Below are 11,886 nucleotides of genomic sequence, written 5' to 3' on the forward strand. Positions count from 1 at the left end.
GAAGAAAGAATTTTAGCCACAGGACCTCCGCCCTTTTTGTCATTCCGTGCTTGACGCGGAATCTGGATTCCCGTTTTCACGGGAATGACAGAGGAAAAGGTAATCTTGAGGCAGAAAATATCTTATATTATCTGTAGAAATCCAGAAGCTGAAAAGAATTATTAGCCACGGATTTGCACTTATTTCACCCTTCAGGCATCTTAAAATAACTCTGTATCTCTTTAATTCTCCCATAGTAATCACACTGGTTGGATGTTTGTTGACAAGTCATTGAGGTTATGAGATGATTTTATGGGTGTTAACTAATTTAACAAGGAGGTAAAAATGAGAGAAAAAGAGAGTCAAGTGACAAAAACAGTGAGAGAGGCAGTAGCAAGGGCAGCCGAAAAAGGTGAGGATTTGAAAGTAAAAGTGGCAGAAATTACCAGAGAGGCCGTAAAAAAGGCATTAGAAAAAACAGAACCTACAAAAGAGAAAGTGGAAGCTGTAGCCAGGGATGCCATGCAGGGTGTTGTTCAAGGGGCAAAACAGGCTAAGATAAAAGGCGAGGAATTGACAAAAAATGCGGTTGAAGGCATAATTGAAGGAACGAAAGAATCAGGTAAAAAAGCGGCTGAACTGGTCAGAGAAGCAGCGGGAGCAACCTTAGAAGTTGCAAAAAAGGCGGGCGATAAGGCAGCGAAAACAGCAAAAGATGTGCTAAAAGGGCTCCTTGAAAGCATTAAAAAGAAAAAAGAAGAATAAGGAAAATTTAAAATATCTGAGCTGGGCTCAAACCGGGCTCGGGGTTATATTTGAAGGAGAATTACTATGAATAGTAAGTTTTTGACTATTTTAACGCTTATTATTGCCATTGTGGCATTGGTAGTGAGTATAGCGGCCTTAAATAAGGCTGGTGGGCGGCCTGATGTCCAGAGGTCGATTGAGTCCTTCAAATCAGAGATAAAACCCACTATCACCGAACTTAAGGAAATCGGAGATAAAATTGCCACTACGGGAACAAAAAGTACTGCCCAAGTGAAAACCAGGTTAGAGCTAGCAGAGGCTAAGGTGCATCTGGTGATAGCAAAGATGAATATTGTTCTGGAAAATAACTATAATAAAGCTGGAGAGGAACTGAAAAAGGCAGCCGCCAATTTTAAAAAGGCACGCTCCGAAGCCTCAAAGGAAATAAAAGCAAAAATAACAAAACTGGAAACAAAACTTGTCAAAGTTCAACAAGATGTGAAGAATAAGTCAAGTCAGGCTGCTGATGAGCTTGCCGATTTGATAAAGGGAACAGAAGAAACAGATAAGTCTGCGAAGGAGAAACCATAGTAGGATTTACACCAAGGTATTAGAAAAAAGGGGAAAGTGATGAAAAAGGCTAAAATTGTTTTGTTATCTGTCGTTCTAATTCTAATTCTAATAATTATTTTACAAAATGTAAAAGATGTAGAGATGGAGGTTTTATTTTGGACTTTTACCATGCCTCATGCAACATTGCTTTTTATCACAGTGCTGGTGGGTTTTGTCATTGGAGGCATTGTAGCCTATATGTTTCGGAAAAAACATTAACCCAATTAGCTAAATAATAAGTGCTAAATCAGATATTACCTGACCTAATAACAATAACTAAATTAGCGGTCTCTGACAACGGTTTGTCCATGCTTCCATTTCACCCTTCATTTTTCTATATTCCAGAAAAAATTCGGTGCGATATTCTACCGGTTACTATAAACTATCTATCAGTCAATGGACAAAAGCTTGATCCGCTCATTATAGAAAGGATTAGCTGGCACAAGGGTTCTATTCCTTTTTTACCGCACCTGTGGCAGTTATTAAAACTTAAAACCATTGAAGTAAAAGTAACTGTTAATGGAATAATATCGGTTACTCAAAATAATCTTGAGAAAATAAAGAGAAAGGAACTCTGCAGGCAGGCCGAAACCAGGATTAAAGAAACCTTTGTAAGTAATTTTAAAAAAGAAGGGATATTATGACACAAAGAATTGGATTGACCCTGGGCAATGGTTCAGCCAGGGGATTGGCTCATATTGGCGTCCTGAAAGCATTGGAGGAAAAGAATATCAAGATTGATTTTATTGCCGGCAGCAGCATAGGGGCATTGATTGGAGCTGCTTATGCCTCTGGTATGAGTGTGGAAAGGATGGAAGAATTGGCATTAGAAATAGACCTCAAAAAAATTGCCCAGTTATTTATTTCAAAACCGGCCTTTACGGGTTTGATAAATGGGAAAAGCATAAAGAATTACATCCTTTCCCATATTGGCAACCCTGATTTTTCCCAGCTTAAGATTCCGTTTGTGGCTGCAGCTACGGACATTGATACGGGCGAAACAGTAGTTTTAAACAAGGGTTCGGTTGTGGATGCAGTGAGAGCCAGTATATCTATCCCGGGCATATTTGCACCAGTAAAAATGAATAACCGCCTGCTGATAGATGGAGGGGTAACTTTACCACTTCCTATCCGTCTGGTAAAAGAAATGGGGGGTGAAAAGATAATTGCTGTTAATGTTATCCCTCAGCCAGGAAAACGCAAAACAAGTCTTAATAATTCATCGTCCAACAATGATTTCTTGGGTATTAAGATGGTGTTAAAAAAAGGGACGAATAAACTGGTCAGTAGCTGGAATTTAATCGGCATTCTCATGCAGAGTATTTTAATTTTAGAAAATACTCTTATAAGAACAGAGATAGCATCACAACGGCCGGATGTTCTTATTGAACCAGATGTTAGCTCAATAAAGATTTTTGATTTTTACCGCGGGAAAGAGGTCGTAGATTCAGGATATAAAGCTGCTATTAAGATATTAAATAGGAGATAAAATTTGGCAATACCTGATTTTCCCAATAGTCTTGGCTAAATCAGAGACAAATTCAATGTCCGGGTAGTTGTGTTTTCTACATGCCTTTGCAATGAGGTCAGGAACACCGACGGACATGAGGGAAAATAGTTAATAGTTGATAGATTTGTGAACATTTGTGATTGACAGACTAATCTTTGAAAAATTCAGTTTCGTCTAATCCAGATTGACGAACCATGCTTTTAAAAGTCTTTATATCAAAATCTTTTTTGTTAGCCAAAACAGTTACTCTTTTCTTCTTACCTTTAATAATTTCTTTGAATTGCTAATGACTTCCTTTTACTGAAGTCAACTTAAATTTGTGATTTAATAGGGTTTTCTCTATTTGTCTGCTTGATATGTTGACTTTAGGCATTCACTGCTTCTCTAAATTGATAGAATTCAGAGGGTGTTTTTGAACGCAATAATTTTTTAAATTCTTCTATATATTCTGCTATAACTTCTTCTGGCACAGGTCGTGGAATAAATTCTTTTTCTTCTTTGTCCTGTGTGACAGATTCAATATAGCTTTCAACAGCTTCTTTTAGATGGCTTCTTGTTTCTTCTAATGATTGTCCTTCCGTAGCAATATCTAATTCCAAACAAATAGCAGTGTATCTATCCTCTTCCCTTTTAATAATATTATGAAATATAAATTCTTTCACTTTTTACCTCATTAAAATAATTTATAATTTTCATTTAACAAACTTCCTTCCTTAATTTGCAGGACAGTGAAAATATTTTCTCAATTACCTAAACATAAAAAGTATTAATTGAATTGTCAATAGGAATATCAACTACTAATTACTGTGAATTAGGTAAATTAGAAAATTTTTTAATCTGGGGTAATCCTGGAAATCCAGAAGCTGAAAAGAAAAAAGAATTATAGCCACAGGACCTCCGCCTTTTTGTCATTCCGTGCTTGACGCGGAATCTGGATTCCCGTTTTCACGGGAATGACAGAGGAAAAGGTAATCTTGAGGCAGAAAATATCTTAATCCAGAGGCTGAAATTATTTATTGAAAATGAATTGACAACAGCGGCAAAGATTACCACAATGGGCATATAAACATTATGAAAAAGATTAAAAATATACCAAAATTTGATAGACCACGAGAGAAGATGCAGAAAAAGGATGTTAAAGCACTTTCTAATCTTGAATTGTTGGCTGTTTTGTTAGGCAGTGGCGTAAAGGGCAAAGATGTATTTGAAGTAGCAAAAGATATATTAAAGTTAGTAGAGAAAGACTTTGAAAATTTGACTCTAAATAAATTAAAAAGCGTTGAGGGAATTGGACTTGCCAAGGCATCTCAGATAATTGCTGCTATTGAGTTTAGCAAAAGGTTTTTATTAACAGAAGGCATAAAAATCAGACATGCTGAAGATATTGTAAGACTGGTTGAAGAACTAAAAAACAAAAAACAGGAATATTTTTTAACTTTCACCTTGGATGGCGCCAATAATTTAATACAGAAAAGAACGGTATTCATAGGAACATTAAATCAGAGCCTGGTTCATCCGAGAGAAGTATTTGCCGATGCCATAACAGACAGAGCAGCAGGAATAATCTTTGTTCATAATCATCCATCAGGCAATGTTGACCCCAGCAAAGAGGATATTTCAATAACCAAAAAGTTAATAGAAGCAGGCAAAATAATAGGCATTAATGTGATTGACCATATCATTGTTGGCAAAAGTGAATTTTATAGTTTTAAGGAAAGGGGGTTAATGTAAAATGATAAAGATTGAATTTACAAAAGCACAATATGAGAATTTAATTAAGCTGGTGTATTTGGGTAATTGGATGATTAATGCTATTCGCACCGATGATATAGTTAAAAAGTATGACGATGTTGAGCAGCATATTTACTCTTTTGCTAAAGATACAGGTTTAGACAAATATATTGAGTTTGATAGTGAACTTAATAAATTTTTTCCCACAACAGAGCTTGAAGAGGATGAAGAGATAGAAAAGTATAGGGAAGAGTATGATGATGAAATTTTCTGGGATGAAATTACAGACAGATTAGCAAAACGCGATTTTATCAAGAAGTATGGAGAGGACACTATAAAAAAAATGACCTGGAAAGAACGATTAGAGAAGGAATATCCTTTTATTGAAAAATACGAAGAAGAATTTGAAAAATATGGCATTGAAAATTTGGAGATTAAAAAATGAAGTTGAACTTAAAGTGACATCAATAAAAGCGCCACAATATTACTTGTAGTTTCCTTTACTTTTTCTCACACATCCAATTCTTATAAAGAGCAAAAATCTCTTTTAGCTCCTTCTTTGTCGGCTCTACAAGTCTGTCATAATCTTTCTCTACTCCAAACCCCTCTTTAGTTTTGTAAATAGCTTCGCCATTTTTTAGATATCCTATTTTTACCGGCAATACTTTTAACATTATGAATTTTTACTATTTTCTCTATTTATAGATTTATTTTTATCTTTTACATCAAGATATGGGAAAATACTTTCTGGGAGGTTTAAACGATGACAAATATAGCGAGCGATACGATGGGATTCTCGCTGCAAACTTATAACTTTGTGAAGATGTTGTCTTTTAACATTGAGTTCCTGGCAGAGGTCTTTAATAAAGATTCCTCTTTCAGCAAGTTTTTCTTTAATAAGGGGATATGTTTTGGTATAATTCCATGTAGCGGGATACTTCATGTAGGAAAGTGTAGTAAAAATATTTGACTTTGTCAAGAGGAGATGAAAATTTTTTTACCCCAATGACAGGAAACAAAAAAGATATGGGACAGCGATTAAATATAGCAAGGAAGGGGCTGAATTTAAGCCAAAATGCATTTGGTAAAATGCTCGGGGTTACCAAGCAAACAATTATCAATTACGAAAAAGGTAGAATTACTTTACCTAAAACTTTTATTCTTTCTCTTAAGGAATTATTTAGTGTAAACCCTGATTGGCTGGAAAGAGGCGAGGGTGAAATGTTTATACAGCCCGATATGATAGGAGAAAAACCGGCTCATTATATTGCATCACCCACACTAAAAAAAATTGTCATAATGCTTGAAGGCATGACCCCTGACGAACAAAAGGAAATCTTAAAATATCTCAAAGAAAGGAAGCTTATAAAAGACCTCTTGAAAGAGCGTGCGGATAAAAAAGATTTACAAAAGTAAGTAAATAATCGAAATTTCTGGGTATAACTTAACGAAGATTTTGTCTCCTTATTATTTATCTCATATTAGAGGTGTTTTTTTCGAATCTCTACCCAGTTTCTTTTCTATCTCCTTTTTTCTCAAAACAACCCGTTTAATTTTGCCGCTGATTGTTTTTGGCAGGTCGTTGGTGAACTCTATTTCCCGTGGATATTTGTAGGGAGCTGTTTCTTTTTTTACATGGTCTTGTAATTCTTTAATCAACTTATCGGATGCTTCATATCCCGGAGCAAGTGTGATAAAAGCTTTTACAATATCTCCCCTCACTGGATCAGGGCTGGCAACTACCGCCGATTCTGCCACTGCAGGATGTGATTGCAAAGCACTTTCCACTTCAAATGGTCCAATACGGTAGCCAGAGGATATAATTACATCATCTGCTCTACTATAAAACCAGAAATAACCATCATTATCCTTATAAGCTTTATCTCCTGTAAAATACCAATCTCCTCTAAACACCTCTTCTGTGGATTCTCTATCTTTCCAATATTCTTTAAACAATCCTATGGGATAATCGGGTTTCACTTTTATAGCAATGTGACCTGGTTCGCCAACAGGCATCTCGTTCCCATCATCATCTGTTATATGAATATCGTATCCCGGCAATGGTTTGCCCATAGAACCATACTTTACAGCCATGCAGGGATAATTAGCTACTACAACCACGGATTCTGTTTGTCCATAACCATCGTAAATAGATAGGCCTGTTGCCTCCTTCCATATTTTGATTACTTCCGGGTTTAGTGGCTCACCTGCAGAGGTGCAGTGCTTCAAACTGGTAAAATCATATTGTTTTAAGTCTTCCAAGACCAGCATTCGATAAGCGGTGGGTGGAGCACAAAAACTGGTCACGCCCTGTGTAGTTAAAAGCCTCAGTGTAATTTTGGGGTCAAATGCTCCTTCTGCATTATGCATGAATACCGCTGCTCCGATCTGCCACTGTCCATAAAGTTTTCCCCAAAAGGCTTTCAGCCAACCGGTGTCTGATATTGTCCAGTGCAGATCTGTAGGTTTTAGGTCATGCCAGAATTTTGCAGTGAGAATATGAGCTAAGGCATAACTCTGCACATGCGGCACCATTCGGGGATACTTTGTTGTACCGGAAGAAAAAGCAAGTAGTAAGGGGTCGTCATTTTTTGTAGCTTCAATTTCATCTTTAGAGAGATAAGGTGAGCATTTTTCCATTTCTATATCGTAGCTTACCCATTCGTCCAGTTCTCCTCCAATAATAATCTTATTTTTTACAGTAGGGCATTTCCCCATTACCTTTTCTACTTTAGATGCGTTGGAACTGGAAGAGATGACTACTTTTGCTTCTGATTGATTGATACGGTATTCAATGTCCTGCGTGGTGAGAATACTGGGAGCAGGAGAAACAACTGCACCTATTTTATTGGCACCAATAATAACTGCAAACCACTCTGGTATGCGGGGAATCATAACAAATATTATATCTCCCTTTTTTATGCCCATGTTTAAAAGTAAGTTAGCAAACTGGTTGGATTGTCGGCTTATATCCCAGAATGTGTATTTTCTTATACTTTTCCCTGTTACATTTGCCCAGACTGCGGCTAATTTTGTTTTATCCTCCGCCCATTTGTCCACTACATCAAAACCAAAGTTGTAATACTCCGGAACCTGCAGTTTAAATGTTTCCTTCGTTTCTTCATAATCTGTCATGTTGTGTTCCATTTTTTCCTCCTATGATGGTTTTTTGTTTAACGAAGCTATGATTTATTAGATAATATGCAAACTACAAAAACTGTCAATATTTTATATTTTATATTCCATAAAATCTTTAGCCAGTATTACATTGGGAAATATAGATTGTGCTTGAGCAAGCAAATCTTTTGTTATCTTATATCGGGAACTGAAGTGGGTCAATATTAAGTGTTTAACATTTGCTTTTTTGGCTACCTTACAGGCATCTTTTATGGTAGAGTGGAAACTCTTTTTAGCAAGTTTTTCATCTTGTTCAGTAAAGGTTGCCTCGTGTATCAACAGGTCTGCTGATTCAGCTAAAATTATGGAATTTTCACAATAAGCAGTGTCACTGCAATAGACTATTTTTTTTCCGGGGATAGGTTCGCTTAAAAAATCTTTTCCATAAAAAGTACGACCATCACTTAATTTGATAGTCTCACCTCTTTTTAGTGCTGCATATAATGGACCTTCTGGAATATTAAGCCTGCGTGCTTTTTCCACCAAAAAATGAACTGAACTTTTTCTTTGAATGGAATATCCATAACTTTTGATATTATGTTTAAGTGAAGCGTGCCTTACAATATAGTTTTCGTTTTCGCATACAATACTAAGAGGATCATGTGCAGAAAGTGTATGTATTTCAAGTTCATAAGGAATGTAGGTATGTGTTATCCTTTGAGTTTCTCTTATGAAAGAATTAATGCCTTCCGGTCCGTATATCTCTACCTTACCTTTTGCACCTTCCATCCCCCGTGTAGCCAACAGTCCAGGGAGACCAAAGATATGATCTCCATGAAGATGAGAGATAAATATCTTTTCCAATCTGGGTAATTTTAAAGATGTTTTTCTAATTTGGTGTTGGGTGCCTTCTCCACAATCCAATAACCAGAATTTACCGCTCTCTGTAAAACTAACGGCAACCGAGGACACGTTACGGTTTAAGGTGGGAATAGCTGAGCTTGTTCCAAGAAATATGATTTTCAATTAACTCTGCCTTTTGTCTGCTTCCTCAACAAACAAGGAAGATGTAAAACCGTCTATATTGCAGAGATGAACCTCTATTACCGATGTTTCTTTCTTTAGAAAGCGGGCAGCAGTATTGAATATAATAGGCACAGCTTTTTCTTTGGGAAAACCAAATATACCGGAGCTAATTGCAGGTAAGGATACAGACTTTAAATTATACTCCGCTGCCACTTCTAATGCACTTCTTACTGCACTTTCCAATTTTTTTTCCTCATCTCCTTCGCCCCAGACAGGTCCAACGGTATGAATTACATATTTTGCTTTTAATTTTCCGCCTGTCGTGATTGCCGCTTTTCCTACAGGAACATAACCAATCTTGTTGCTTTCCTCCTGGATAATTCTGCCTCCTTTTCTTACTATTGCTCCTGCCACTCCGCCGCCATGTTGAAGCTGGGAATTTGCAGCATTGACGATGGCATCTACATCCTCCTCCGTCAGATCACCCTTAATAACCTTCAATATTTTGTTGTCTATTTTAACTTCTCTTAAAATTTCCATTATTGCCTCCTCTGTATTATGATTATAATCATGGGGAAGTCTCTTTTTGTCAAGTAATTCCCACGGTAATTATTTGCAACTGCCAAAGGCAGCTGCAAACAGGAGGTATTTATGGAAAAGGTTATCAACCTGGTAGAAAAAGCGGCTAGAGCTTTAGATGAAAGAGGTAAGATTCCATTTAGTGAAAACGATATAAAAAGGTATATAAAAGATTATTTAAAGAAAACCTTTGAGGTTGATGATATAAAAAAGGCTGTAGAAGTACTACTTATAGACTCGCAACAAAAATCCCCGATGAGAAAATGCATCTATAGATATAAAGATGGTTATTCCTATTCACATGTATGCTCCTTCGGGGGCTAATTAGTTTTACTTTTTTACAAATACATAAATAGTAACAATAAGTTAGTTTATTTACTGTTGACTAAGCTGGAGTTTCACCTAAAATAGAAGTAGTTGTTGGCCATTTATGTTTAATATAAGGATATTATGCGGGGGTGTATATGCTGGATTTAAAGAACAGTTTCATATTTGCACCAATAAAAACAGGTTATGGTAAGGGAGATGGAAAAGTTACAGATAGGCATGCGGCATTTTATGCGGCAAGGAGTGAATATTTAGGAGCGGTTACCTTAGAACCGCCTTATCTGGATAAAGGATTACGCGAGCTGCCTACTCAAATAGGAATAGATAATGATGACAAGATAGAAGAATTGAATAGGTTAAATGATTCTATGCATGCAAATGGTACAAAGGTTGTTGCCCATCTAAATCATCCCGGGAGAATGGCAAATCCTAAAATACCAGGAAATTATTTTGTCTCTTCAACGGATAAGCCCTGCGAAAATGGCGGTGCTACTCCAAAAAAGATGGACACAGAGGATATGAAAAAGGTAATACAGCTGTTTGCAGATGCTGCTGTAAGATCAGAAAAGGCAGGTTTTGACATCATTGAATTGCAATTTGGACATGGCTACTTATTAGCTCAATTTATTTCTCCTACCGTTAACGATAGAGACGATGAATATGGAGGAAGTTTTGAGAACAGAACAAAATTTCCATTGCAGGTTTTTGATGTGGTTAAAAACGCCACGGGTCTTCCTATAATCGTAAGGATTAGCGGTGATGAGATGATACCAAATGGTATAAAATTGCCGGAGATGATAAAACTTTCAAAAATTCTAAAGGAAAAGGGAGTTCAAGCCATGCATGTTAGTGCTGGGAGTGTATGTTCAACTCCGCCCTGGTATTTCCAGCATATGTTCACGCCTAAGGGTAAAACCTGGGAAATGGCAGAAAAGATCAAAGAAGCTGTAAATATTCCTGTTGTATTCGTGGGACAGATAAACACCTTTGAGGATATTAATAAAATAAAAAATGATTACCCTGATGATTATATTGCTATAGGCAGAGCGCTTATAGCAGATCCGGATTTTATCGGCAAGTATTTAGGCAAGATCAAGGGTGCATATGCACCCTGTTTGGCATGTGCAGAAGGATGTCTTGGTGGTGTAAAATCAGGACAGGGACTTCAATGTCTTGTTAATCCTACGGTAGGAAGAGAAACACAAGGGACAGAAAAAGCAAAACAGCCCAAAAGATATGCCGTTGTGGGCGGAGGTTTGGCGGGAATGGAAGCTGCAATAACCCTGAAGGAAAGAGGGCATGATATTGATTTATACGAAAAGGATAGATTAGGAGGACAATTTAATCTTGCTCCTTTGACGCCCCATAAACGATCAATGGCAAAATTAGTTCCATATCTTATAGAAAAATTAAAAGAAGAAGATGTAAGTGTAATCTTTAAGGAAGCCGCAAAAACTGATCTTGTTTCAAAATATGATGGTGTCATTTTAGCTACAGGTTCAGTACCAGCTGTTCCTAAAATTCATGGATTAAATAAGTTTTATTGGGCAGATATTCTATTAGAAGAAAATCTGCCACAAAATAAAAATGTATTTATTGTTGGCGGAGGACTTATAGGCGTTGATATTGCAACGGCCTTGATACCGAGAAACAATAAGGTAACCATCGTAAAAAGAACAACGGACTTTGGCGAAGACATGGAAATGATTGCAAAATTGCTTTCTCTTAAGATGATGAAAGAAAAAGGGGTTGTATTCAGTGATCATACATATATTAAAAGGATAGAGGGTAAAACTGTTTATGCTGAGAGAGATGGGAAACAGATACAATTCAATAATGTGGATATCTTTGTTGTTTCAACGGGCATGAAAAGTTACAATCCTCTTGAAAATAAGTTAAAACAAGAGTTGCCGACCTATGTCATCGGCGATGCTATGTGTCCTGGCAATGCTCAAGATGCTATTAGAGATGGCTATGAGACAGGATTGAAATTATAACTAAACATAGCCTTTGCTGAAAAAGGATAGTTCTTAGTAATTCCTCAAATGCTTTAATATCTTTCTGATTATTCAACCTGGGATTGGGATTTTGAATTTAAGTAAAAAGGTGTATTATTTGTATATGATGATTGATTTTTCTAAACAGCGGGAACAGATGGTTGAAAACCAATTAGAAAAAAGAGGAATAAAGGATAAAAGGGTTTTAGATGCTTTCAAGAAAGTGGAACGACATTTATTTGTTCCTCATCGGTATAAAAT

17 protein-coding genes are annotated in these 11,886 nt (G+C 36.6%); 11 read left to right on the forward strand and 6 right to left on the reverse strand.

The window, feature by feature from the left end:
* Positions 1–324 precede the first annotated feature (324 nt).
* The 5 genes from J7J10_04585 to J7J10_04605 all read left to right on the forward strand — a co-directional run bounded on the left by J7J10_04585 (position 325) and on the right by J7J10_04605 (position 2,827).
* Positions 325–744: a hypothetical protein gene (locus J7J10_04585; GenBank protein ID MCD6130207.1), complete on the forward strand. Its 420-nt coding sequence runs from the start codon at positions 325–327 to the stop codon at positions 742–744.
* Between the two features lie 66 nt (positions 745–810).
* Positions 811–1,317, forward strand: a complete 507-nt coding sequence (locus J7J10_04590) for a hypothetical protein (GenBank protein ID MCD6130208.1) — start codon at positions 811–813, stop codon at positions 1,315–1,317.
* 39 nt (positions 1,318–1,356) lie between these two features.
* Positions 1,357–1,557: a LapA family protein gene (locus tag J7J10_04595; protein MCD6130209.1), complete on the forward strand. Its 201-nt coding sequence runs from the start codon at positions 1,357–1,359 to the stop codon at positions 1,555–1,557.
* A gap of 89 nt (positions 1,558–1,646) precedes the next feature.
* Positions 1,647–1,982, forward strand: a complete 336-nt coding sequence (locus J7J10_04600) for a hypothetical protein (GenBank protein MCD6130210.1) — start codon at positions 1,647–1,649, stop codon at positions 1,980–1,982.
* Complete coding sequence (locus tag J7J10_04605; GenBank protein MCD6130211.1) at positions 1,979–2,827, forward strand: patatin-like phospholipase family protein; 849 nt, start codon at positions 1,979–1,981, stop codon at positions 2,825–2,827. The genes J7J10_04600 and J7J10_04605 overlap by 4 nt, the downstream gene beginning before the upstream one ends.
* Before the next feature lie 386 nt (positions 2,828–3,213).
* Here J7J10_04605 and J7J10_04610 read toward each other — a convergent pair whose 3' ends face one another.
* Positions 3,214–3,510, reverse strand: coding sequence for a hypothetical protein (locus tag J7J10_04610; GenBank protein ID MCD6130212.1), 297 nt, complete (start codon positions 3,508–3,510; stop codon positions 3,214–3,216).
* Between the two features lie 257 nt (positions 3,511–3,767).
* Here J7J10_04610 and J7J10_04615 point away from each other — a divergent pair, with 257 nt between their 5' ends.
* The 3 genes from J7J10_04615 to J7J10_04625 are packed head-to-tail and all read left to right on the forward strand — an operon-like array spanning position 3,768 to position 5,024.
* Complete coding sequence (locus J7J10_04615) at positions 3,768–3,914, forward strand: hypothetical protein (GenBank protein MCD6130213.1); 147 nt, start codon at positions 3,768–3,770, stop codon at positions 3,912–3,914.
* 5 nt (positions 3,915–3,919) lie between these two features.
* Positions 3,920–4,579, forward strand: coding sequence for a DNA repair protein RadC (gene radC / locus J7J10_04620; GenBank protein ID MCD6130214.1), 660 nt, complete (start codon positions 3,920–3,922; stop codon positions 4,577–4,579).
* 1 nt (position 4,580) lies between these two features.
* The gene (locus J7J10_04625) at positions 4,581–5,024 is read left to right on the forward strand and encodes a hypothetical protein (protein ID MCD6130215.1); all 444 of its coding nucleotides are present in this window, start codon (positions 4,581–4,583) and stop codon (positions 5,022–5,024) included.
* Positions 5,025–5,079: 55 nt separating this feature from the next.
* Here the strand turns inward: J7J10_04625 and J7J10_04630 are convergent, their stop codons facing one another.
* Together J7J10_04630 and J7J10_04635 are read right to left on the reverse strand one after the other, a co-directional pair.
* Positions 5,080–5,253 carry a hypothetical protein gene (locus J7J10_04630; GenBank protein ID MCD6130216.1) on the reverse strand — a complete coding sequence of 58 codons (174 nt, stop codon included), beginning with the start codon at positions 5,251–5,253 and terminating at the stop codon, positions 5,080–5,082.
* Positions 5,253–5,522 carry a hypothetical protein gene (locus tag J7J10_04635; protein ID MCD6130217.1) on the reverse strand — a complete coding sequence of 90 codons (270 nt, stop codon included), beginning with the start codon at positions 5,520–5,522 and terminating at the stop codon, positions 5,253–5,255. Before J7J10_04635 ends, J7J10_04630 begins: the two co-directional genes overlap by 1 nt.
* 62 nt (positions 5,523–5,584) lie before the next feature.
* Between J7J10_04635 and J7J10_04640 the strand changes: the two genes are divergently transcribed.
* Positions 5,585–5,995 carry a helix-turn-helix domain-containing protein gene (locus J7J10_04640; protein MCD6130218.1) on the forward strand — a complete coding sequence of 137 codons (411 nt, stop codon included), beginning with the start codon at positions 5,585–5,587 and terminating at the stop codon, positions 5,993–5,995.
* 60 nt (positions 5,996–6,055) lie between these two features.
* On the opposite strand, the gene J7J10_04645 is transcribed toward J7J10_04640, so the two are convergent.
* The 3 genes from J7J10_04645 to J7J10_04655 all read right to left on the reverse strand — a co-directional run bounded on the left by J7J10_04645 (position 6,056) and on the right by J7J10_04655 (position 9,262).
* Positions 6,056–7,726 (reverse strand): AMP-binding protein, encoded by a 1,671-nt coding sequence (locus J7J10_04645; protein ID MCD6130219.1) that lies wholly within the window; start codon positions 7,724–7,726, stop codon positions 6,056–6,058.
* A gap of 81 nt (positions 7,727–7,807) precedes the next feature.
* Positions 7,808–8,722 (reverse strand): ribonuclease Z, encoded by a 915-nt coding sequence (gene rnz, locus J7J10_04650; GenBank protein MCD6130220.1) that lies wholly within the window; start codon positions 8,720–8,722, stop codon positions 7,808–7,810.
* On the reverse strand, positions 8,723–9,262 hold the full coding sequence (locus tag J7J10_04655; protein MCD6130221.1) for a macro domain-containing protein: 540 nt from the start codon (positions 9,260–9,262) through the stop codon (positions 8,723–8,725).
* A 111-nt stretch (positions 9,263–9,373) separates the two neighbouring features.
* On the opposite strand from J7J10_04655, the gene J7J10_04660 reads away from it, so the two are divergent.
* Both J7J10_04660 and J7J10_04665 read left to right on the forward strand, forming a co-directional pair.
* On the forward strand, positions 9,374–9,625 hold the full coding sequence (locus tag J7J10_04660; protein ID MCD6130222.1) for a hypothetical protein: 252 nt from the start codon (positions 9,374–9,376) through the stop codon (positions 9,623–9,625).
* 134 nt (positions 9,626–9,759) lie between these two features.
* A complete protein-coding gene (locus J7J10_04665) occupies positions 9,760–11,625 on the forward strand; it encodes an FAD-dependent oxidoreductase (GenBank protein MCD6130223.1) in 1,866 nt (621 codons plus the stop codon).
* The last annotated feature ends 261 nt before the right edge of the window (positions 11,626–11,886 follow it).

It is taken from the genome of Deltaproteobacteria bacterium (genome assembly GCA_021159305.1).
Taxonomy (GTDB): domain Bacteria; phylum Campylobacterota_A; class Desulfurellia; order JAGGSF01; family JAGGSF01; genus JAGGSF01.

Bases quoted from the DNA above. Each gene is read 5' to 3' on its own strand.
- J7J10_04660 (MCD6130222.1), top strand. From the start codon at position 9,374: ATGGAAAAGGTTATCAACCTGGTAGAAAAAGCGGCTAGAGCTTTAGAT.
- J7J10_04595 (MCD6130209.1), top strand. From the start codon at position 1,357: ATGAAAAAGGCTAAAATTGTTTTGTTATCTGTCGTTCTAATTCTAATT.
- J7J10_04630 (MCD6130216.1), bottom strand. From the start codon at position 5,253: ATGTTAAAAGTATTGCCGGTAAAAATAGGATATCTAAAAAATGGCGAA.
- J7J10_04640 (MCD6130218.1), top strand. From the start codon at position 5,585: ATGACAGGAAACAAAAAAGATATGGGACAGCGATTAAATATAGCAAGG.
- radC (MCD6130214.1), top strand. From the start codon at position 3,920: ATGAAAAAGATTAAAAATATACCAAAATTTGATAGACCACGAGAGAAG.
- J7J10_04645 (MCD6130219.1), bottom strand. From the start codon at position 7,726: ATGGAACACAACATGACAGATTATGAAGAAACGAAGGAAACATTTAAA.
- J7J10_04600 (MCD6130210.1), top strand. From the start codon at position 1,647: ATGCTTCCATTTCACCCTTCATTTTTCTATATTCCAGAAAAAATTCGG.
- J7J10_04605 (MCD6130211.1), top strand. From the start codon at position 1,979: ATGACACAAAGAATTGGATTGACCCTGGGCAATGGTTCAGCCAGGGGA.
- J7J10_04590 (MCD6130208.1), top strand. From the start codon at position 811: ATGAATAGTAAGTTTTTGACTATTTTAACGCTTATTATTGCCATTGTG.
- J7J10_04625 (MCD6130215.1), top strand. From the start codon at position 4,581: ATGATAAAGATTGAATTTACAAAAGCACAATATGAGAATTTAATTAAG.
- J7J10_04635 (MCD6130217.1), bottom strand. From the start codon at position 5,522: ATGAAGTATCCCGCTACATGGAATTATACCAAAACATATCCCCTTATT.
- J7J10_04655 (MCD6130221.1), bottom strand. From the start codon at position 9,262: ATGGAAATTTTAAGAGAAGTTAAAATAGACAACAAAATATTGAAGGTT.
- J7J10_04585 (MCD6130207.1), top strand. From the start codon at position 325: ATGAGAGAAAAAGAGAGTCAAGTGACAAAAACAGTGAGAGAGGCAGTA.